The sequence below is a fragment of the Actinosynnema sp. NPDC091369 genome (genome assembly GCF_044757065.1).
Lineage (GTDB): Bacteria > Actinomycetota > Actinomycetes > Mycobacteriales > Pseudonocardiaceae > Actinosynnema.
Genome location: NZ_JBIVUG010000011.1, coordinates 128,470 through 149,156, shown reverse-complemented (window position 1 = coordinate 149,156; position 20,687 = coordinate 128,470). Strand labels below are relative to the sequence as shown.

Genomic DNA, 20,687 nt, shown 5'->3' with positions numbered 1-20,687 from the left:
CTTTGTTAGCACTCCCAGTCGAAGAGTGCCAAGCAGGTGCCTGCTGGATCGGAGGTCGACTTGAGCAGTTCTCCTTCCGCCGCAACGCTCCCGCGCCAAGCCGTCCGCGACCGGTTGCGCGTCGCGCTCGTGGCGCCGCCCTACTTCGACGTGCCGCCCAAGGCTTACGGCGGCGTGGAGGCCGTCGTCGCCGACCTCGCCGACTCGCTCGTCGCCCGCGGTCACTCGGTGACCCTGCTGGGCGCGGGGGAGCCCGGCACCAAGGCCGAGTTCGTCCCCGTCTGGGACCGCGCCGTCCCCGAACGCCTCGGCGAACCGTTCCCGGAAGTCGTGCACGCCGCCGCGGTCCGCCGCGCGGTCGAGCGGCTCGCGTCCACGCAGGGCTTGGACGTCGTGCACGACCACACCCTCGCCGGTCCGCTCAACGCGCCCGCGTTCGCCGCGATGGGCCTGCCGACCGTGGCCACCGTGCACGGTCCCGTCGACACCGACATGCGCCGCTACTACCGGGAGCTCGGCGACGACGTCGGCCTCGTCGCGATCAGCGACCGGCAGCGCGAGCTCGCGCCCGAGCTGAACTGGGTCGGCACCGTGCACAACGCGCTGCGCCTGGCCGACTGGCCGTTCCGCGCGCGCAAGGAGGACTACGCGCTGTTCCTCGGCCGCTTCCACCCCGACAAGGCGCCGCACCTGGCGCTGGAGGCCGCGCACGCCGCCGGCGTGCCGCTCGTGCTGGCGGGCAAGTGCGCCGAGCCGATCGAGAAGGAGTACTTCGAGGCCGAGGTCCGGCCGCGGCTGACCGGGCGGGACCACGTCTTCGGCGTCGCCGACGCGGCCGAAAAGCGCAAGCTGCTGTCCGCCGCCCGGTGTCTTCTGTTCCCGATCCGTTGGGAAGAGCCGTTCGGCATGGTGATGATCGAGGCGATGGCCTGCGGCACGCCGGTGGTGGCGCTGCGCGCGGGCGCGGTGCCGGAGGTGGTGGTGGACGGCGTGACCGGGTTGGTGCGGGACGACCCCGAGGAGCTGGTGGCCGCGCTGCACGACGTGCGCGACCTGGACCCCGCCGCCTGCCGGGCGCACGTCGCCGCGCACTTCGACGTCGACGGCCTCGGCGCGGGCTACGAAGCCGCCTACCGCGGGGCGCTCGCGGACGGCTCGCTCACCGCGCTGCGCCGCGACTACGCCGCCCTGGACTCCGCGCTCGACCGCGTGTACCGGCGCAACGTCGACGGCGGACCCGCCCTGCACGCCTCCGGGGACCGCGCGTGACGGCCGACCTGCCACCCGAGCCGTTCAACGCGGGCGAACCGGCGTTCACCGGCGACGTCGGCGGCACCACGACGTTGGTCGAGGGCAGCACGTTCTGCCTCTCGACCGGCACCGGCGACATCGAGCCGGGCACGCCGCACGGGCTGTTCTTCCGCGACGCGCGCGTGCTGTCGCGGTGGCAGCTGAGGCTGGACGGCCGCACCGCGCACCCGCTGTCGGTGTCGCACCCGGAGGCGTTCGCGGCGCGGTTCGTGCTGCGCCGCCCGCCCGCCGCCGGCCTGGCCGACAGCACCCTGCTGCTGGTGCGGGAACGGCTGGTCGGCGACGGGATGCGGGAGACGATCACGGTCGACAACCTCGGCCGCGAGGCCACCGCCGTGCGGCTGGAGCTGCACGTCGACGCCGACTTCGCCGACCTGTTCGCGGTCAAGGAGGGCCGGGCCGCGCACAGCGGTTCCGACGCCGTCGCCGCCGGACCGGAACTCGTGCTGCGCGACCGCAAGGACGGCTCGCGCGGGGTGTCGGTCACCGCCGGCGCCGAGCCCGTCGTGGTGCCGGGCGGGTTGAGCTGGCACGTGGTCGTGCCCGCGGGCGGCCGGTGGTCCACCGAGGTGGTCGTGCAGCCGACCGTGGCCGGGCGGCCCGTGCAGCCGCAGTTCCACCGCGGCGAGCGGATCGAGGCCAGCGGGCCCGCGCGCAAGATCCGGGCGTGGCGCGCGGCCAGCACCCTGGTCACGGCGAGCGACCCGGTGCTGACCGGCGTGCTGCGGCGCACCGAGAGCGACCTGGGCGCGCTCCAGATCCACGACCCGGCGCGGGACGGCCGGCCGTTCGTCGCGGCGGGCGCGCCCTGGTTCATGACCCTGTTCGGCCGCGACAGCCTGCTGACCGCGTGGATGGCGCTGCCGCTGGACGTCGGCCTGGCCCTGGGCACGTTGCAGACCCTCGCCGAGACCCAGGGCAAGGTCGTCGACCCGCTCACCGAGGAGGAACCGGGCCGCGTGCTGCACGAGCTGCGGCTCGGCCCGGACAGCACGGCGGTGCTGGGCGGCAACCACTACTACGGCACGGTCGACGCCACGCCGCTGTTCGTGATGCTGCTGGCCGAGTGCTGGAAGTGGGGTGCGGACCCGGCCGTGGTGCGCTCGCTGCTGCCCGCCGCCGACGCCGCGCTGGCGTGGGTCGACCGGTACGGGGACCGCGACGGCGACGGGTTCGTGGAGTACCGCCGCGCCACCGACCGCGGCCTGGCCAACCAGGGCTGGAAGGACAGCTTCGACGGCATCAACGACGCGTCCGGCCGGCAGGCCGTGCCGACCATCGCGCTGTGCGAGGTCCAGGGGTACGTGTACGCGGCGCTGCTGGCACGCGCGGAGCTGGCGGAGGGGTTCGGCGACGAGGCATTGGCGGCCCGCCTGCGCGCCCGCGCCGAGGAGCTGCGGCAGCGGTTCGCCGAGGCGTTCTGGCTGCCGGAGCAGGGCTGGTACGCGGTCGCGCTGGACGGGCGCAAGCAGCCGGTGGACGCGCTGACCAGCAACACCGCCCACTGCCTGTGGACCGGGATCGCCACCGACGAGCACGCCGCCGCGCTGATCCGGCGGCTGGCCGAGCCGGACATGGACACGGGTTACGGCCTGCGCACGCTCGCGTCCTCGATGGGCGCGTACAACCCGATGAGCTACCACAACGGGTCGGTGTGGCCGCACGACACGGCCATCGCCGTGGCCGGGCTGCTGCGCTACGCCCACCTGCCCGGCGCGGTCGACCTGGCGCACCGCCTGGCGGACGGCCTGCTCGACGCCGCCGCCGCGTTCGGCGGTCGCCTGCCCGAGCTGTACTGCGGCTTCGCCCGCGACGACTTCAGCCCGCCGGTGCCGTACCCGACGTCGTGCTCGCCGCAGGCGTGGGCCAGCGCCTCGCCGCTGCTGCTGGTCCGGGCGTGCCTCGGGCTGGAGCCGGACGTGCCGCGCAAGACCCTGACCACCACACCCCACCTGCCGCCGCGGTGGGGCGAGCTGACCCTGACCGACCTGCGGCTCGGCGACGAGACCGCGCACATCAGCGCCACCGGCGAGAAGGTCGCGGTGTCCGGCTTGTCGGCCGACTGGGCCACCCGGGGGTGACGCGCGTCCGTCCGCCGGCCGGGCCGCGACCGTGCCCGGCCGGCGGACGCCGTGACCCGGTGGTCAGCCGACCGGACCGCTCGCCCCGGCGCCGTCGCACGCGCCGAGCCTGCCCCGCGGTTCGGCGATCTCGGCGCGTGCGGCGGCCGGCGTGTCCTCCAGCTCCAGAACACCTGGTGAACGTGGCCTGGGGAGTGGACGACGTGCGTGACGTCCGGAGCGACACCGGCTTCGCCGAGGTGGTCCTGGCGGACCGGGCGTGGTTCCACGCCGAGTTCGAGGCGACCCGCCGGGTCGAGCCGCGCGAGCGGCCCCTCCGCCGCGCCGGGTCGACGGCGGCTGTGCGTCCCCTGACGGTCCGCTCGACGAGGAGGTGACCCGGTGACGGGGGTGCCGACCCGTTCGGCGAGGTGGCCCGCCCACCGTTCTCCCGGGCGGGGTGATGCCCCGGCGTGCGTCTCGCGACGCGATCGGGCGGCCATCGCGGGTTTGAGCCCCCGGTGGTGTGTGAATCCACTTGCGAACGTCGTATCCGTCCGCCCGCTGCGACGCTTGGTCGCAGCGGGCGTCGTCCTGCCCGCGCCGTTGTGGAGGATCACCCTGATGAGCCTGGAGAAGCCGTGGAACGACGTGGCCGACCAGCAGCAGCCCGTCGAGCCCGAGCCCGACGCCGGGGTCGTTGACGAGGAGGCCGCCGTGGGCCGGGCGCAACCCGCCCCGGCGCCGCCGGAGGTGCCCGAGGCCGACCCGGCGGACGTCGCCGACCAGAACCGCGTCGTGCCGCTGCCCGACGACGGCCCGGACGACACCTGGTAGGTCAGGGAGCCAGGGCGGTGATCGCGTCGACCAGCCGCACGCCGTCCAGCAACACGCGGTCGTTGTGGTCGGCCCCCGCCACCTCCACGGTGGACGCGCCCGCCGCGGCGGCCACCGCGCGGCTCTGCTCGGGCGGCACGATCGAGTCCGCCGAGCCGTAGACGACGGTGACCGGCGCGTCGACCCGCGCCACGTGCCGCTCGGTGGCGAACTCGTCCAGCAGCAGCCACCGCACCGGCAGGAACGGGTAGTGGCGCGCGCCGACCGCGGCCAGGTCGGTGAACGGCGACCGCAGCACGAGCCCGGCGGGCGGGTGCGCGACCGCCAGCTCCGCCGCCACCGCCGCGCCCAGGCTCTCGCCGAAGTAGAGCAGCCGCTCCGGCGGCACCCCGGCCTCGCCGACCAGGAACTCCCGGGCCGCGCGCACGTCCAGCGCCAGCCCGGCCTCGGTCGGGTCGCCGGGGTTGCCGCCGTAGCCCCGGTAGTCGACCAGCAGCACCGACAGCCCGCGCGCGGTGAGCGCACGGGCGAGCGGCACGCGCAGGTGGCGGTTCCCGGCGTTGCCGGGCGCGACCAGCACGGTCGCCCGCGCCGAGGCCACCGGGAAGTGCCAGGCCGCCAACCGCAGCCCGTCACCGGTGGTCAGGGTGACGTCACGGCCGCCGGGCAGCACGTCGCCCGCGACCGGCAGCGGCCCGCCGGTCGGCAGGAACACCAGTTTGCGCTGGAACGCGAACGCGCCGCCGAACACCACGGCCACCATGATGACGATCGCCACCGGCACCCGCTTGCGCACCCGGTCACCCCGTGGTGGTGCTGGTCGTCGTCGCCGTGGTCGACGACGTGGTCGGGTCCGGGCGTTGCGTGAGCGTGGGCGTGGGCACCGGGTTCGCGGTGGACGTGACCAGCGGCTGGGGCTCGTCCTGCGTGGTCACGCCACAGGCGCTGACCAGCGCGTACAGGACGAGCAGCACGACCGCGACCCTCATCGCTCCGCCTCCGGCAGCTCCACCACGAACCGCGCCCCGCCGCCCGGCCGGTCCTCCACCCGCACCGTGCCGCCGTGCCGCTGCACGTGCTGCGCGACCAGCGCCAACCCGAGCCCGCTGCCGGTGTCCGCGCCGCGCCGGCCCGCCCGCGCGCCCCGGTCGAACCGGTCGAAGATCCGGTCGCGCAGCTCCGGCGGCACGCCCGGCCCGGCGTCGTCCACCTCGACCCGCGCCTTGCCCTCGTGCGAGTGCACCCCGACGCGCACCACGCCGCCCGCGTGCCGTTCGGCGTTGTCCAGCAGGTTGTCGACGGCCCGGTCCAGCCGGCGGCGGTCGCCGAGCACCTGCGGCGGCGGTGAGCCGGCGTCCACCGGCACCGGGCCGCCCGGCCGGGCCGCGACCACGTTGGCCACCAGGTCGGCCAGGTCGATCGTCTCCAGCGTCGGGTCCTCGGCCTGCTGGTCGGCCCGCGAGATCTCCAGCAGGTCCACCACCATCCGCGCGAACCGGTCCACTTCGGACGTCAGCAGGTCCAGCGCCCGGCCCGCCGTGCCGGGCACCTCCACCCGCCGCCGGCGCAGCACCTCGGCGGCGTTGACCATGGTCGTCAGCGGCGACCGCAGCTCGTGGCTGACGTCGCCCGCGAACCGGGCGTCCCGCCGCACCCGCTGCTCCAGCGCCTCGGCGGTGGCGTTGAACGTGGTGGCCAGGGAGGTGAGGTCCGGGTCGGTCTGGGTGGGCAGCCGGGCCCGCAGGTCGCCGCCCGCGATCCGGGACGCGGCCTCGGTCAGCTCGGTGAGCGGTCGCAGCGCCCGCCGCCCGGCCCACGACCCCAGCGCCACCCCCAGCAGCCCGCTGACCACCGTGACGGCCACCAGCAGGGCGCTGAGGAACCGGAACGTGCGGTCCAGCTGGACGAGCGGTGCGAGCTCCACGTACGCCCCGTCGGTCGACTCGATGGGCAGCGTCACGGCCAGCACCGGGATGCCGTCGACCACCAGCCGCTGGGCCGCGGGCGTGCCCTGCCGCCCCAGGTCGACCAGCCGGCGCGGCAGCACCCGCGCGTCCACCTGCCTGCCGCTGGTCAGCACCTGCCCGTCGTGGAACAGCAGCACGGTCGAGTCGGGCCCGGTGGTCAGCCCGGTCAGCAACCCGGTCAGCCCGTCGGAGCCGCTGCTCAGGGCGGCGTCGACCAGCCGGACGTTGACCTCGGCCTGGCGCACCGCGCTCTGCTCGCGCTGGCGCAGCATGTAGCCGGAGGTGAGGTTCCAGATCGCCACGGCGACCGCGCTGGTCAGCAGCACCGAGCCGAGCCCCATGGCCAGCGCGACGCGCCACCGCAACGAGAACCTCGGCACCACCCCACCCCACCACACCGACGTGCCCGCCACCGACCGGCCCCCGGGTCGCGCCCGATCGCGAGGGTTCGGCGCGAGCATTTCCGCACCTCACGGCACCCGCACCCGACCAGGGTGCCAGGCGCTCGTCCGCTGTGCCGGCCAGTAAGCCGACACCGGCTCCGCGGCCGCCGTCCCCGGCGACCGCGATGCGACGGACGACACGACCCTCCGCAGGGCCGCGTCGACCCGCCGCCGATACAGTACGGGGGTAGGGTGCCCAAGCGCGTGACGCCGGTCACCGGGGTCGGCCGCCGAGTTGACTCAGGTACCCCCTGGGGGTATGAATGTCCCTGACGGACACGCACCGAGTGGCCGAAGGGAGTCCGGGGATGCGGGGTTACACCTCCGACAAGGACGCCGTCCTCAAGCGCCTGCGCCGGGTCGAGGGGCAGGTCCGCGGGTTGCAGCGGATGGTGGAGGACGACGAGTACTGCATCGACGTCCTGACCCAGATCGCGGCGGCGACCAAGGCGCTCCAGGCGGTCTCCCTCGGCCTGCTCGACGAGCACCTGAAGCACTGCGTGGCCGACGCGCTCGCCGAGGGCGGCGAGGGCGCGGACGCCAAGGTCCGCGAGGCGAGCGAAGCCATCGCCCGCCTGGTGCGGTCCTGATCCGACCTGTACCGATCGACACGACGACAACCGGGAGCACCCCATGGCCGAGTCCACCTTCACCGTCACCGGCATGACCTGCGGCCACTGCGTGGCGTCCGTGACCGAGGAGGTCACCAAGATCGACGGCGTGACCGGCGTGGACGTCGACCTCCCGACCGGCGCGGTCAAGGTGACCAGCACCGCCCCGGTCGCCGAGGCGGACGTGCGCGCGGCCGTCGAAGAGGCGGGTTACGCGCTCGCCGGCTGACCCGCGTGGCCGGTGGGTAACCCGTGGGGGTGCCCACCACGACCCGATCCACCACGGCACAGCAGCCGACCGGGAGCCCGCCGATCGCGGGCTCCACCAGTCTCGAGGACTGACCAATGAACACAGCAGCGAAGCTCTCCGCCTACGGTGCGGTACTCGCCCTGGTCGCCGGTGGCGCCTGGGCGGCCGGTAGCGCTGTCGGTCCCTTCGCCGTCGAAGCCGCGCCGAGCGGCCACGACGGCACGCCCGGTGCTGAGGGCACCGGCCACGGGGACGACCACAGCGGCACCGTCGCGGAGACCGCGCAGGACCAGCCCGCCGGGCTGGCGTCGTCCAGGGGCGGTTACACCCTCGCGCCCACCGACACGACGCTGACCGCGGGAACCGACTCCTTCTCCTTCCGCGTCCTGGGGCCCGACGGCGCGGCGGTCACCGCGTTCGACGTCGAGCACGACAAGCGGATGCACCTCATCGCGATCCGGCGCGACACCTCCGGCTTCCGGCACGTCCACCCCGAGATGGCCCCGGACGGCACGTGGACCGTGCCGCTGGACGTCCCCGAGGCGGGCTCCTACCGCGTCTTCGCCGACTTCAAGCCGACCGGTGGCGAGGCGACCACGCTCGGTGTCGACGTGCACGCGGCGGGTGCCTACGAGCCCCGCGCGTACGCGCCGTCCCGGGTGGCCGAGGTCGACGGCTACCAGGTGCGCCTGGACGGCGACCTCGTGCCCGGCCGGGCCTCGCCCGTGCGGCTGACCGTCACCAAGGACGGCGCGCCGGTCACCGACCTGGAGCCCTACCTGGCGGCGTACGGTCACCTGGTGGCGTTGCGCGAAGGCGACCTGGCCTACCTGCACGTGCACCCCGAGGGCGCGCCCGGTGACGGGAAGACGCCCGCCGGCCCGGAGATCGCGTTCGTGGCCGAGGTGCCGACGGCCGGCGGCTACCGGCTGTTCCTGGACTTCCAGCACGACGGCGTCGTGCGCACGGCCGAGTTCACGGTGGACACCGTGGGCGCGAGCGCCCACGGTGAAGAGGAGGAGCACGGTCATGGCTGACGCGCAGATCGAGCTGGCGATCACCGGCATGACCTGCGCCTCGTGCGCGGCCCGGATCGAGCGCAAGCTGAACAAGCTCGACGGCGTGACGGCGACGGTGAACTACGCGACCGAGAAGGCACGCGTCACGTTCCCGGCCGACGTCGACCCGCAGATCCTGGTCGAGCAGGTCGAGGCCGCCGGCTACCAGGCCGCGCTGCCCGTCGTGGAGACCGAGCGGGTCGAGGCGGCCGAGGAGGACCCGACGGCGGCGCTGCGGCAGCGGCTGGTCGTGTCCGCCGTGCTGGCCGTGCCGGTCATCGCGCTGGCGATGGTGCCGGTGCTCCAGTTCACCTACTGGCAGTGGATCTCGCTGACGCTGGCGGCCCCGGTGCTGGTGTGGGGCGCGTGGCCGTTCCACCGGGCGGCGTGGACGAACCTGCGCCACGGCGCGGCCACCATGGACACGCTGATCTCGATGGGCACGATCGCGGCGTTCGCGTGGTCGCTGTACGCGCTGCTGTTCGGCACGGCGGGCGCACCCGGCATGACGCACCCGTTCGAGCTGACCATCTCCCGCACCGACGGCGCGGGCGCGATCTACCTCGAAGTCGCGGCCGGCGTGACGACGTTCATCCTCGCGGGCCGCTACTTCGAGGCGCGGTCCAAGCGGCGGGCGGGCGCGGCGCTGCGGGCGTTGCTGGAGCTGGGCGCGAAGGACGTCGCCGTGCTGCGCGACGGTCGGGAGACCCGGATCCCCATCGGAGAACTCCAGGTGGGCGACCGGTTCGTGGTGCGGCCGGGCGAGAAGATCGCCACCGACGGCGTGGTGGCCGAGGGCAGCTCGGCGGTCGACGCGAGCATGCTGACCGGCGAGTCGGTGCCGGTCGAGGTCGGTCCCGGTGACGCGGTGGTCGGCGCGACGGTCAACGCGGGCGGTCGGCTCGTGGTCCGCGCGACGCGGGTCGGCGGCGACACCCAGCTGGCGCAGATGGCCAAGCTGGTCGAGGACGCCCAGAACGGCAAGGCCGAGGCGCAGCGCCTGGCCGACCGGATCTCGGCGGTCTTCGTCCCGGTCGTGATCGCGCTCGCGGTGGGCACGCTGGCGTTCTGGCTCGGCGCGGGCGGCGGCGCGTCGGCGGCGTTCACGGCGGCGGTCGCGGTGCTGATCATCGCCTGCCCGTGCGCCCTGGGGCTGGCGACGCCGACGGCGCTGCTGGTCGGCACGGGGCGCGGCGCGCAGCTCGGCATCCTGATCAAGGGGCCGGAGGTGCTGGAGTCGACCCGGCGGGTGGACACGGTGGTGCTGGACAAGACCGGCACCGTCACCACCGGGCGGATGAGCCTGGTGTCGGTGCACGTCGCCGACGGGGTGGACGAGGACGAGGTGCTGCGCTTGGCAGGCGCCCTGGAGCACGCCTCCGAGCACCCGATCGCCCAGGCCATCGCGGCCGGTGCGGCCGAGCGCGTCGGCGACCTGCCCGCGGTCGAGGGGTTCCAGAACCTCGAAGGGCTGGGTGTGCAGGGCGTCGTCGACGGGCACGCGCTGATCGTCGGCCGGGAGCGGCTGCTGGCCGAGTGGAGCGTGCACCTGGACGGTCCGCTGGCCGAGGCCAAGCGTGCCGCCGAGGACGAGGGGCGCACGGCCGTCCTGGTCGCGTGGGACGGCGAGGCGCGGGCGGTGCTGGTCGTCGCGGACACCGTGAAGCCGACGTCGGTCGAGGCGGTGCGGCAGCTGCGCGCGCTCGGGCTGACGCCCGTGCTGCTGACCGGCGACAACGAGGCGGCGGCCCGCGCGGTGGCGGCGGAGGTCGGCATCACCGAGGTCATCGCCGAGGTGCTGCCGAAGGACAAGGTGGACGTCGTCGCCCGGCTCCAGGGCGAGGGCAAGGTGGTGGCCATGGTCGGTGACGGCGTGAACGACGCCGCCGCGCTCGCCAAGGCCGACCTCGGGCTGGCCATGGGCACCGGCACGGACGCGGCGATCGAGGCCAGTGACCTGACGCTCGTGCGGGGCGACCTGCGTGCGGCGGCGGACGCGATCCGGTTGTCGCGGCGCACGTTGGCCACCATCAAGGGCAACTTGTTCTGGGCGTTCGCGTACAACGTCGCGGCGTTGCCGCTGGCGGCGGCCGGGCTGCTCAACCCGATGATCGCGGGTGCGGCGATGGCGTTCTCGTCGGTCTTCGTGGTGTCGAACAGCCTGCGGCTGCGGGGTTTCCGCAGCACGGCCACCGCGCAGGCGCACGCGGGCCGTCCGTCGGAGTCCACTCAGGACAAGGTGCCTGTCCGCGTCTGACGACCCCGCTCGCGTGGCCCGGAACCGACCGGTTCCGGGCCACAGCGCTGTCCTGAGCGTTGAACTCGGGGGTCCTGAGCGTAGGACTCTCGGGTCCTGAGCGTAGGACTCTCGGGTCCTGAGCGTTCGACTCTCGGGGCCTGAGCGTTCGACTCTCGGGTGCTCAGCGTTCGGCTCACGGGATGAGGGCGGTGGTGGACTCGCGGACGACCAGGCGGCACGGTTGGCGGATCACGCCGGACGGGCGGCGGCCGTCCAGGGCGTCGAACAGGTACCGCGCCGCCGTCGTGCCCAGCCGTTCCAGGTCGAGGTCCACGGTGGTCAGCGGCGGGCGGCAGTCGGCGGCGAACTCCTCCCAGTTGTCGTAGCCGACGATCGCCACGTCCTCCGGTATCCGCTTGCCCAGGTGGGACAACGTGTCCGCGACACCGGTCGCGATCTGGTCGTTGCCGCAGAACACCGCGTCCACCCCGGGATCGGTGGCCAGCAGCATCCGGGCCGCGTGCCTGCCCCAGCGCTGCGACCACTCGCCGTACAGCGGCGCGCCGCCCGCCGGCTCCAGCCCGTGCTCGGCCAGCACCCGGTGCAGCGCCGTCACGCGGTCGCGCGCGGCGCGGTAGGTCTGCGGGCCGGTGATGTGGCCGATCCGCTTGCGGTGCAACGACACCAGGTGCTCGACGGCCAGCCGCGCGCCGCCCTCGTCGTCCGCGATCACGGACAGGTCGCCGGGATCGCTGGACTCGCAGTAGACGTAGACGACCGGCACCGGGATGTCCCGGGTCAGCGAGGGCCGGATGTCGTTGTCGTCGCCCAGGATGATGAACCCGTCGACCTGCCGGGCGAGCAGCGTGCTGATGTAGTGCCGGCGCCGGATCGCGTCACCGCGCGCGTCGCACAGCAGCACCGACATCTGCTCGTTGGCCAACGCGTTCTCCACGCCCAGCAGGATCGGGATGGCGAACCGGCCGCCCAGCTCGTCGGTGAGCAGCCCGATGGTGCGGGTGCGCCCGGAGATCAGGCCGCGGGCCAGGGCGTTGGGCTGGAACGACAGCTCCGCGGCGGCGCGCAGCACGCGCTCGCGGGTGGCGGGCGCGACCTCGTCCCGGGCGTTGATCGCCTTGGACGCGGTGGAGATCGAGACGCCGGCCAGCCGCGCCACGTCGCTGAGGGTCACCGCGTCGGACCGCCGTCTGCCCACCGAAAGCCTTTCGAAAAGTTTGTCGAACGCCGAATCGATTGTAGGTCCTCGTCACGACCGTAATCACCCTATGGTCGAGGGGTCACGAGGGCGATTGCCGAAAACGTTTTCGACTGCCACAGTGCTGGACGAGGCAAGCGGACCGCGGGAGGTTGGGATGACAGTGACGTCGCCGGACACCACTGCCGTCGGGGGTCGTCCCGTCGTCCCGTCGCGGGGCAGGCTGCGCCCGCTCGGGCAGGACGAGGTGCGCATCACCGGCGGTTTCTGGCGGACCCGCCAGGACGTCAACGCCACCGGCACCATCCCGCACGCCCGGTCGTGGATGGACCGGCTGGGCTGGACGGGCACCTTCACCGCGCCGGACGCGGCCTCGGCCTCGCGCCGCGGCCGGGAGTTCACCGACTCGGAGGTCTACAAGCTGCTGGAGGCCATGTCCTGGGAGGTCGGCCGCGGCGTGGGTGCGCCCGAGGAGCTGGAGGCGCAGATCGCGGAGCTGACGGCCGCGATCGCCGCGGCGCAGGCCCCGGACGGCTACCTGCACACCGCGTTCGGCCGCGCGGGCCAACCGGACCGGTACAGCGACATGCTGTGGGGTCACGAGCTCTACTGCACCGGTCACCTGCTGCAAGCCGCGGTCGCCCGCGCCCGCACGGGCGGCGGTGACGCGGACCCGCTGCTGGCGGTGGCCCGCCGTGCCGCCGACCACGTGTGCGAGGCGTTCGGGCCGGACGGCACGCCCGGCGTGTGCGGCCACCCGGAGATCGAGCTGGGCCTGGTGGAGCTGGCCCGCCTGACGGGGGAGCAGCGCTACCTGGACCAGGCCGCCCTGTTCGTGGCGCGGCGCGGCCACCGCACGCTGCCGCGCCACCACTTCGGCTGGTCGTACTTCAGCGACGACACGCCGGTGCGGGAGTCCGCCGTGCTGCACGGGCACGCGGTCCGCGCCCTCTACCTGGCCGCCGGCGCGGTGGACGTCGCCGTGGAGACCGGGGACGACGAGCTGCTGCGGACCGTCGCGGCGCAGTTCGACCGCACGTGGGCGCGGCGCACGTACCTCACCGGCGGCATGGGTTCCCGGCACGCCGACGAGGCGTTCGGCGACGACTTCGTGCTGCCCGCCGACCGCGCGTACTCCGAGACGTGCGCCGGGGTGGCCGCGATCATGCTGGCCTGGCGGCTGCTGCTGGCCACCGGTGACGGGCGCTACGACGAGGTGATCGAGCGCATCCTCTACAACGTCGTGGCGACCGCGATCGGCGACGACGGCCGGTCGTTCTTCTACGCGCACACCCTGCACCAGCGCACACCCACCGCCGCGCTGCCCACCGACGAGGAGCAGCTCGGGTTCGGCGGCGGTCCGCGCGCGCCGTGGTTCGAGGTGTCGTGCTGCCTGGCCAACTCGGCCCGCCTGCTGGCCGGCCTCTCGTGCTACCTCGTCACGGCCGACGACACCGGCCTGCGCGTGCACCAGTACGTCGACTCCGAGGTCTCCACCCGCCTGGCCGACGGCCGCGAGGTGGGGTTGCAGGTGCGCAGCGGCCTGCCCGACCAGGGCGGCGTGACCGTGCGGGTGACCCGCACCGACGACCAGCCGTGGTCGATCACGCTGCGCGTGCCGCAGTGGGCGGCGGGCGCGGAACTGGTCACCACCCACGGGCGCCGCACGGTGCCGGTGGGCGACATCGTGGTGTACCGGACGTTCGCGGTCGGTGAGGAGATCCGGCTGGAGCTGCCCGTGCGGCCCCGGTTCACCGCGCCGGACTCGAGGATCGACGCCACGCGCGGCTGCGTGGCCGTCGAACGCGGGCCGCTGGTGTACTGCGCCGAGTCCGCGGACGGCGCCGACCTCGACTCGGTGCGCGTGGACCGGGCCGTGCCGCCGGTCGACGGGGACGCGGGCGTGGAGGTCCGCGCCCGGTTCGCCGCGCCCGGTCCGGACGGCTGGCCCTACGGGCCGCCGGAGGAGGCCACCGCCGCCACCGGGGAGGCCACCGCGCTGACCCTCGTGCCGTACCACCGCTGGGCCCGCGGCGGCCCGTCGACCATGCGGGTCTGGCTACCGACCGCCTGACCCCACCCCGACCGTGCTCAAAGGAGAGACCGGTGAGAACCAGAGGGCTTCGCGTTGCCTCCGCCCTGGCGGCGGGTGTGCTGGTGCTGGCGGCCTGCGGCGGACAGGAGCCGGAGGGCGCCGCCGGCGCGGACGACGGCGCGGTGCTGACGCTGTGGACCCGTGCCGCGACCGAGTCGGTGTCCAAAGCCTACGCCGACGCCTACAACGCCACCCACCGCAACAAGGTGGAGGTGACCGCCTACCCGAACGAGGAGTACCCGGCCAAGCTCGCGTCGGCGGCGGGCGCGAAGTCGCTGCCGGACCTGTTCGCGGCCGACGTGGTGTTCGCGCCCCAGTACGCCTCCCAGGGGCTGTGGGCCGACGTCACGGACCGGCTGGCCGCGTTGCCGGTGAAGGACCGGCTCGCGCCGTCGCACCTCCGGGCGGGCACGTGGGAAGGCGCGAACTTCGCGTTGCCGCACACGATCGACCTGTCTGTGCTGCTCTACAACAAGGACCTGTACGCCAAGGCGGGCCTGGACCCGGAACGGCCGCCGCGCACGCTGCGCGAGTTCGCCGACCACGCCCGCGCGGTCGACCGGCTCGGCGGTGACGTCAACGGCACGTACTTCGGCGGCAACTGCGGCGGCTGCGTCGAGTTCACGCTGTGGCCGTCGGTGTGGGCCGCGAACGGCGACGTGCTCGACCCGGAGGGCGAGGAGGCGCGGGTCGACTCGCCGGAGATGGCCGACGTGTTCGCCCTCTACCGGGCCCTGTACGAGGAGGGCGTGGCCGCGCCCGCGTCGAAGGACGAAGCCGGCCCGACCTGGCTGGGCGCGTTGCAGAGCGGCAACGTCGGCATCGCGCCCGCGCCGTCGGTGTGGCTGGACGCGCTGGAGCGGGAGGGGCTGGAGCTGGGCGTGGCCCCGATCAGCGGCCTGACCGGCGGCGAGTCCACGTTCGTCGGCGGTGACGCGCTCGGCGTCGGCGCGACCACGGAGAAGGCCGAGCAGGCGTGGGACTTCCTGTCCTGGACCACGTCGGACGAGGCGCAGGTCGAGGTCATCGCGAAGAACAAGGGCGTGCCGACCCGCACGGACCTGGCGGACAACAAGTACTCGTCGGCCGACCCGCGCACGGTGCTGGTCAACGGTCTGGTGGCCAAGGGTCGCACGCCGTACGCCCGCAACTTCAACGTCTCGTTCAACGACCCGCAGAGCCCGTGGCTGCAAACCGTGCGCGGCGCGTTGTTCGGTGACGCGGGCCGGGCGCTGGCCGACGGCAACACCGCCATCACCAAGTCGCTCCAGCAGGGCTGAGCAGCCACCGGAGGCTCGGATGTCCACGACCACGACGTCAACCCCGAGAACGACGTCAGCACCGGCCACGCGGACGGACCCGCCACGCCGCGGGTCACCGGCGGCACGCGGCGGACGGCGGTTGCGCGCGCTCGTCGGGGCCGCGTACGCCGCGCCGACGGCCGTGATGGTGGGCCTGTTCTTTCTGGTGCCGCTCGGGCTCGTGGCGTGGATGTCGCTGCACCGCTGGCCGTTGCTGGGCAAGGCGAAGTTCAACGCCCCGGCCAACTACAGCGGCATCGCCGAGGACGAGCTGCTGCGCTCGGCGGCCTGGTTCACGGTCAAGTACACGGTAATCATCACGGCGCTGCTGTTCGTGGTGGCGTTCGGGCTCGCGCTGCTGGTGCAGCACCGGCGTCCGGGCGTCGGGTTCTTCCGCACCGCGTTCTTCCTGCCGATGGCGGTCGGGTTCGCCAGCGCGTCCCTGCTGTTCCTGGGCCTGCTCAGCGACGAGATCGGGCCGGTGACCGACGTGCTGTCGTGGCTCGGCCTGGTCGACGGGCACGTGTCGTGGACCAGCGGCAGCCCGGAATCCGCGCTGGGGTCCGCGGTGCTGCTGGTGCTGTGGCGGTTCGCCGGGTTCACCATGCTGATCCTGCTGACCGGGCTGCACGCGATCCCGCCGGACGTCTACGAGGCCGCGCGGGTGGACGGCGCGACCCGGTGGCAGACGTTCCGGCGCATCACGGTGCCGTTGATGCGGCCGACGATCGCGCTGGTGCTCACCCTGATGACGACCGGGTCGCTGCTGGCGTTCGACCAGTTCTGGATCCTCACCCGCGGCGGGCCGGACAACAGCACCACCTCGCTGGTGATGGTGATCTACCGGGAGGCGTTCATCCGGCTCGACCTCGGCTCGGCGGCGGGCATCTCGGTGGTGCTGCTGGTGGTGCTGCTGGTCTTCAACGCCATCCAGTTCCGCGTGCTGCGCCGGAGGTCGTCGTGAAGCCGCCGTCGGTCAAGGACGGGCCGAGCGGCCGGTGGGGCTACTGGGTCACCGGCACGGCGTTGGCGATCCTGTTCCTGTTCCCGCTGGTGTGGGCCGGGTTCGCGTCCGTGCGCACGGACACCGGGTTCGGGTTGGAGAACTACGACCGGCTGTTCACCTCGGACAACGGCGTGCGGCTGGAGCACGTGCTCAACAGCGTGGTCGTCAGCGGGCTCACGGTGGCCGGCACGCTGGTCATCGCCACGCTGGGCGGTTACGCGTTCGGCCGGTTCCGGTTCCCGGGCCGCGACGTGCTGTTCCTGCTCACGCTGGCGATCCTGATGGTGCCGTACGCGACGATCCTCATCGCCCTGTACGTGCTGCTGGGTTGGCTCGGGCTGGAGGACTCGCTGGTGGGGCTGAGCCTGGTGCTCATCACGTTCCAGCTGCCGTTCTCGGTGTTCATGATGCGCAACTCGTTCGAGGCGGTGCCGATCGAGCTGGAGGAGTCGGCCCGGGTCGACGGCTGCACCAGCGTCGGCACCCTGCTGCGGATCATGCTGCCCGCCGTGCGGCCGGGCCTGGTCACCGTGGGCCTGTTCGCGTTCCTGACCTCGTGGAGCGAGTTCTTCGCGCCGCTGATCCTGCTCAACTCGACCGACAAGTTCACCACCACCCTCGCCGTGGTCAACCTGCGCACCGCGAGCCACGGGTCGATCGACTACGCCGCGCTGGAAGCGGGGGTGGTGTTCATGGCAGTGCCCTGCCTCGTGCTCTTCGCCGCCATGCAACGCAGCTACGTCCGCGGGTTCACCTCAGGGGCCGTCAAGGGCTGAACCCGCGGGTCCGACGCTGCTTCGTCCGGCAATCGGAAGGAAGATCGTCGTGTCACGACCATGGATGAGAACGCTGATCGGCGGGGTGGCGCTCGCGCTGGCGTTGAGCGGCGCGGGTGTCGCCCAGGCCGGCCCGGCCCAGGGCGGGCAGGCCCAGGAGGGGCAGGCGCGGGACGTGGCGGCCGCCGCGAACCCGGCGACCTGGAGCCCGCCGTCCAACCTGGTCACCCCGCTCAACCAGGTGTGGTCGCACCAGGAGAGCACCTACGGCGACCTGTACGGGTTCCGCAACTACGGCTGGGACCAGGTCTTCGTCAACGGCGGCTACCTGAACTTCTGCGTGCGGTGGGACTCGTCGGCGCCGGTGAGCGCGTCGCTGCGGGACCGCATCCACGCCAAGCTCGCCGAGCAGTACGCGAAGTGGACGGACCTCGTGGTGGGCCACAACAACTGGCCCTACGCGCAGGTCCCGATCAAGGTCGTCGGCTGGGCGGTGCGCGACCGCAGCACGTTGCAGTGGACGGACAACTCGGTCGACATCTACGTCAACAACATCCGGGAGAACGCGCCGCAGTGCGCCGAGCCTTGCGGCCGGTTCTTCGTCCGGGACGGCCAGTACCGCAACTGCCCCGGCGGCGTGGCCCGGCACTACGACCAGTCGCTGTGGCTGACCGCCGGCATGGGCGGCGGCGCGGGCGGTGACTGGGGTCAGCGCATCGGCAGCGAGTACTTCGTCAACAACCTCGGTTCACCCAACGTGCACATCCTGCTGCACGAGATCGGCCACACGTTCGGCCTGGACGACTTCTACGACTGGACGCCGTCCGGTGTGGGCGGCTTCCTCATGAAGGCGGGCAGCGCCTCCACGATCACGGAGTTCGACGCCTGGATGTTCCGCGACTGGTGGCGGCACCTGAAGAGCCGCTACGGCCGCTGATCGACCACCGGCCCCACCGCCGGCCGCGCCGTCGGCGGTGGGGCCGGTGCCCCCTGCCACGGAAGGTGACGCGCATGTCCCTGCCCACCCCCAGCCGTCGTGCGGTGCTGCGCGCGGGCGCGGTCGTCGCCTCGGCCACCGCACTGCCCGCGCTGACCGCCGGCGCCGCCACCGCCGACCCGGTGAGCGTCACCGCGAGAGCGGACACGGGCGTCTCGGCGCACGCGTTCCCGCTCGGCGCGGTGACGCTGCTGGCCGGACCGTTCCAGTCCAACACCTCGCGCACGCACGCCTACCTGGAGTTCCTCGACGCGGACCGGTTGCTGCACACGTTCCGGCTCAACGTCGGCCTGCCGTCGTCGGCCGCCGCGTGCGGCGGGTGGGAGTCGCCCACCACCGAGCTGCGCGGCCACTCCACCGGCCACGTGCTGTCCGCGCTCGCCCAGGCGTTCGCGAGCACCGGCGACACCGCGTTCCGGGCGAAGGGCGACTACCTGGTCGCGCAGCTCGCCGCCTGCCAGGACCGGGCCGGGGCGGCCGGGTTCAACACCGGCTACCTGTCCGCGTTCCCGGAGAGCTTCATCGACCGGGTGGAGGCCCGCCAGCAGGTCTGGGCGCCCTACTACACGCTGCACAAGATCATGGCGGGGTTGCTGGACGCGCACCTGCTCACGGGCAACGCCCAGGCGTTGACCGTGCTGACCCGCATGGCGGCGTGGGTGTCCTGGCGCAACGGCCGGCTGACCCTGGCCCAGCGGCAGGCCATGCTGAAGACCGAGTTCGGCGGCATGAACGAGGTGCTGACCAACCTGTACCAGGTCACCGGCGATCCGGCGCACCTCACCGCCGCCCAGTACTTCGACCACGCGGAGGTCTTCGACCCGCTGGCCGCCAACACCGACGCGCTCAACGGCTACCACGCCAACACGCAGATCCCGAAGGCGCTCGGCGCGATCCGCGAGTACCACGCCACCGGCCTGACCCGGTACCGCGACATCGCGACCAACTTCTGGCACATCGTGGTCGGCTCGCACACCTACGCGATCGGCGGCAACTCGAACGGCGAGTACTTCAAGGCGCCGGGCCGCATCGCGTCGGAGCTGTCGGACCACACCTGCGAGTGCTGCAACAGCTACAACATGCTTAAGCTGACCCGCCAGCTGTTCCGCACCGACCCGCGGGCGCACTACTTCGACTTCCACGAGAAGGCGCTCTACAACCACCTGCTCGGCGGGCAGAACCCGTCGTCGGCGCACGGGCACCACAGCTACTACGTGCCGCTGCGGCCCGGCGGCCGGCGCAGCTACAGCAACGACTACCACGACTTCACCTGCTGCCACGGCACCGGGATGGAGACCAACACCAAGCACGGCGACAGCATCTACTTCCACTCCGGCACCACCCTGTACGTGAACCTGTTCATCGCCTCGGTGCTCACCTGGCCGGGCCGGGGGATCACCGTGCGGCAGGACACCGGGTTCCCCGAGTCGGCCGCCACCCGGCTGACCGTCACCGGGTCCGGGCCGATCGACCTGCGCGTGCGCATCCCGTCCTGGGCGGCGGGCGCGCAACTCAGGCTGAACGGCGTGGTGCAGGACGTGGCGGCGGTGCCGGGCACGTACGCGCGCCTGGACCGGACGTGGAGCAGCGGTGACGTGGTGGACCTCGGCCTGCCGATGGCGCTGACCCGGGAGGCCGCGCCGGACGACCCGACCGTGCAGGCGGTCAAGCACGGCCCGATCGTGCTGGCGGGCGGGTACGGCACGACGGACCTGACGTCGATGCCGACGCTCCAGCCCGCGACCCTGAAGGCGACGACGACCCCGTTGCGGTACACGGCGACGGCGAGCACGGGCCAGGTGACGCTGCTGCCGTTCTACCAGGCGCACGGGCAGCGCTACACGGTCTACTGGAAGGTCGGCGACACGCCCGCGCCGCCGCCGTTCATCGCGCACTACCCGTTCGACGAGGCCGCGGGCTCGGTCGCGGCGGACGCCACCGGCAACGGCCGGACCGCGACGCTCGCGGGCGGCGCGCGGTGGACCACGGGGCGCACCGGCTCGGCGGTCGACCTCGGCGGCTCGGGCGAGCACGTGCTGCTGCCGTCCGGCCTGCTGGCGGGCGCCACGGCGTTCAGCGTGGCCACGTGGGTGTGGCTGGGCTCGGTGACCACGTGGGCGCGGGTGTTCGACTTCGGCGCGGGCACCACCACCTACCTGTTCCTGACCCCGCGCAGCTCCGCGGGCGGGGTCCGGTTCGCCATCACGACCGGCGGGGCGGGTGCCGAGCAGCGCCTCGACACCGCGTCGCCGCTGCCCGCGGGCGTGTGGACGCACGTCGCGGTGACGCAGGCCGGCAACCTCGGCGTGCTCTACGTCAACGGGGTGGAGGCGGCCCGCAACACGGCGCTGACCGTGCGGCCGTCCGCGCTCGGCAGCACCACGCAGAACTGGATCGGGCGCTCGCAGTACGCGGGCGACCCCTACCTGGACGGCGCCGTGGACGGCTTCCGCGTCCACGGCCGCGCCCTCACCGCCGCCGAAGTGGCCGACCTGCACGCGACCGGCCGCTAGCCCCCAC

At 73.5% G+C, this 20,687-nt stretch carries 18 protein-coding genes; 14 read left to right on the top strand and 4 right to left on the bottom strand.

The annotated features are described in order from the left end of the window. Positions 1–60: 60 nt before the first annotated feature. The 4 genes from ACIQMJ_RS32195 to ACIQMJ_RS32180 all read left to right on the top strand — a co-directional run bounded on the left by ACIQMJ_RS32195 (position 61) and on the right by ACIQMJ_RS32180 (position 4,208). The gene (locus ACIQMJ_RS32195; protein ID WP_499764755.1) at positions 61–1,269 is read left to right on the top strand and encodes a glycosyltransferase family 4 protein; all 1,209 of its coding nucleotides are present in this window, start codon (positions 61–63) and stop codon (positions 1,267–1,269) included. Between the two features lie 8 nt (positions 1,270–1,277). Beyond that, entirely contained in the window at positions 1,278–3,392 is a 2,115-nt protein-coding gene (locus ACIQMJ_RS32190; RefSeq protein ID WP_499764840.1) for an amylo-alpha-1,6-glucosidase, read from the top strand. Between the two features lie 203 nt (positions 3,393–3,595). After that, positions 3,596–3,769: a hypothetical protein gene (locus tag ACIQMJ_RS32185; protein WP_499764754.1), complete on the top strand. Its 174-nt coding sequence runs from the start codon at positions 3,596–3,598 to the stop codon at positions 3,767–3,769. 226 nt (positions 3,770–3,995) lie between these two features. Next, a complete protein-coding gene (locus ACIQMJ_RS32180; protein WP_499764753.1) occupies positions 3,996–4,208 on the top strand; it encodes an Rv3202a family protein in 213 nt (70 codons plus the stop codon). Position 4,209: 1 nt separating this feature from the next. Here ACIQMJ_RS32180 and ACIQMJ_RS32175 read toward each other — a convergent pair whose 3' ends face one another. Genes ACIQMJ_RS32175 through ACIQMJ_RS32165 form a run of 3 tightly spaced genes read right to left on the bottom strand, consistent with a single transcriptional unit; the run spans position 4,210 to position 6,555 of the window. After that, positions 4,210–5,004, bottom strand: a complete 795-nt coding sequence (locus ACIQMJ_RS32175) for an alpha/beta hydrolase (protein WP_499764752.1) — start codon at positions 5,002–5,004, stop codon at positions 4,210–4,212. Between the two features lie 4 nt (positions 5,005–5,008). Further along, positions 5,009–5,197 (bottom strand): hypothetical protein, encoded by a 189-nt coding sequence (locus tag ACIQMJ_RS32170; protein WP_499764751.1) that lies wholly within the window; start codon positions 5,195–5,197, stop codon positions 5,009–5,011. Continuing rightward, positions 5,194–6,555, bottom strand: a complete 1,362-nt coding sequence (locus tag ACIQMJ_RS32165; protein WP_499764750.1) for a HAMP domain-containing sensor histidine kinase — start codon at positions 6,553–6,555, stop codon at positions 5,194–5,196. Before ACIQMJ_RS32165 ends, ACIQMJ_RS32170 begins: the two co-directional genes overlap by 4 nt. A 371-nt stretch (positions 6,556–6,926) precedes the next feature. Here ACIQMJ_RS32165 and ACIQMJ_RS32160 point away from each other — a divergent pair, with 371 nt between their 5' ends. From ACIQMJ_RS32160 to ACIQMJ_RS32145, 4 genes are all read left to right on the top strand, one after another. Beyond that, positions 6,927–7,208 (top strand): metal-sensitive transcriptional regulator, encoded by a 282-nt coding sequence (locus ACIQMJ_RS32160; RefSeq protein WP_499764749.1) that lies wholly within the window; start codon positions 6,927–6,929, stop codon positions 7,206–7,208. A 43-nt stretch (positions 7,209–7,251) separates the two neighbouring features. Then, on the top strand, positions 7,252–7,458 hold the full coding sequence (locus ACIQMJ_RS32155) for a heavy-metal-associated domain-containing protein (protein WP_499764748.1): 207 nt from the start codon (positions 7,252–7,254) through the stop codon (positions 7,456–7,458). 116 nt (positions 7,459–7,574) lie between these two features. Further along, positions 7,575–8,516, top strand: coding sequence for a DUF8832 domain-containing protein (locus tag ACIQMJ_RS32150; RefSeq protein WP_499764747.1), 942 nt, complete (start codon positions 7,575–7,577; stop codon positions 8,514–8,516). Continuing rightward, entirely contained in the window at positions 8,509–10,794 is a 2,286-nt protein-coding gene (locus tag ACIQMJ_RS32145; protein WP_499764746.1) for a heavy metal translocating P-type ATPase, read from the top strand. The genes ACIQMJ_RS32150 and ACIQMJ_RS32145 overlap by 8 nt, the downstream gene beginning before the upstream one ends. 175 nt (positions 10,795–10,969) lie before the next feature. Here the strand turns inward: ACIQMJ_RS32145 and ACIQMJ_RS32140 are convergent, their stop codons facing one another. After that, complete coding sequence (locus ACIQMJ_RS32140; RefSeq protein WP_499764745.1) at positions 10,970–11,968, bottom strand: LacI family DNA-binding transcriptional regulator; 999 nt, start codon at positions 11,966–11,968, stop codon at positions 10,970–10,972. 181 nt (positions 11,969–12,149) lie between these two features. Here ACIQMJ_RS32140 and ACIQMJ_RS32135 point away from each other — a divergent pair, with 181 nt between their 5' ends. From ACIQMJ_RS32135 to ACIQMJ_RS32110, 6 genes are all read left to right on the top strand, one after another. Then, positions 12,150–14,066, top strand: coding sequence for a glycoside hydrolase family 127 protein (locus ACIQMJ_RS32135; protein WP_499764744.1), 1,917 nt, complete (start codon positions 12,150–12,152; stop codon positions 14,064–14,066). Positions 14,067–14,098: 32 nt separating this feature from the next. Further along, entirely contained in the window at positions 14,099–15,367 is a 1,269-nt protein-coding gene (locus tag ACIQMJ_RS32130) for an ABC transporter substrate-binding protein (RefSeq protein ID WP_499764743.1), read from the top strand. A gap of 121 nt (positions 15,368–15,488) precedes the next feature. Next, positions 15,489–16,352: a carbohydrate ABC transporter permease gene (locus ACIQMJ_RS32125; RefSeq protein WP_499764742.1), complete on the top strand. Its 864-nt coding sequence runs from the start codon at positions 15,489–15,491 to the stop codon at positions 16,350–16,352. Continuing rightward, positions 16,349–17,170 carry a carbohydrate ABC transporter permease gene (locus ACIQMJ_RS32120; protein ID WP_499764741.1) on the top strand — a complete coding sequence of 274 codons (822 nt, stop codon included), beginning with the start codon at positions 16,349–16,351 and terminating at the stop codon, positions 17,168–17,170. Before ACIQMJ_RS32125 ends, ACIQMJ_RS32120 begins: the two co-directional genes overlap by 4 nt. A gap of 64 nt (positions 17,171–17,234) precedes the next feature. Continuing rightward, positions 17,235–18,107, top strand: coding sequence for a hypothetical protein (locus ACIQMJ_RS32115; RefSeq protein ID WP_499764740.1), 873 nt, complete (start codon positions 17,235–17,237; stop codon positions 18,105–18,107). Between the two features lie 74 nt (positions 18,108–18,181). After that, positions 18,182–20,680, top strand: coding sequence for a glycoside hydrolase family 127 protein (locus ACIQMJ_RS32110; RefSeq protein WP_499764739.1), 2,499 nt, complete (start codon positions 18,182–18,184; stop codon positions 20,678–20,680). Positions 20,681–20,687 lie beyond the last annotated feature (7 nt).

Coding starts and splice junctions, on each gene's coding strand:
- ACIQMJ_RS32145 (WP_499764746.1), top strand. CDS start 8,509: ATGGCTGACGCGCAGATCGAGCTGGCGATCACCGGCATGACCTGCGCC.
- ACIQMJ_RS32115 (WP_499764740.1), top strand. CDS start 17,235: ATGAGAACGCTGATCGGCGGGGTGGCGCTCGCGCTGGCGTTGAGCGGC.
- ACIQMJ_RS32135 (WP_499764744.1), top strand. CDS start 12,150: ATGACAGTGACGTCGCCGGACACCACTGCCGTCGGGGGTCGTCCCGTC.
- ACIQMJ_RS32180 (WP_499764753.1), top strand. CDS start 3,996: ATGAGCCTGGAGAAGCCGTGGAACGACGTGGCCGACCAGCAGCAGCCC.
- ACIQMJ_RS32155 (WP_499764748.1), top strand. CDS start 7,252: ATGGCCGAGTCCACCTTCACCGTCACCGGCATGACCTGCGGCCACTGC.
- ACIQMJ_RS32150 (WP_499764747.1), top strand. CDS start 7,575: ATGAACACAGCAGCGAAGCTCTCCGCCTACGGTGCGGTACTCGCCCTG.
- ACIQMJ_RS32110 (WP_499764739.1), top strand. CDS start 18,182: ATGTCCCTGCCCACCCCCAGCCGTCGTGCGGTGCTGCGCGCGGGCGCG.
- ACIQMJ_RS32160 (WP_499764749.1), top strand. CDS start 6,927: ATGCGGGGTTACACCTCCGACAAGGACGCCGTCCTCAAGCGCCTGCGC.
- ACIQMJ_RS32170 (WP_499764751.1), bottom strand. CDS start 5,197: ATGAGGGTCGCGGTCGTGCTGCTCGTCCTGTACGCGCTGGTCAGCGCC.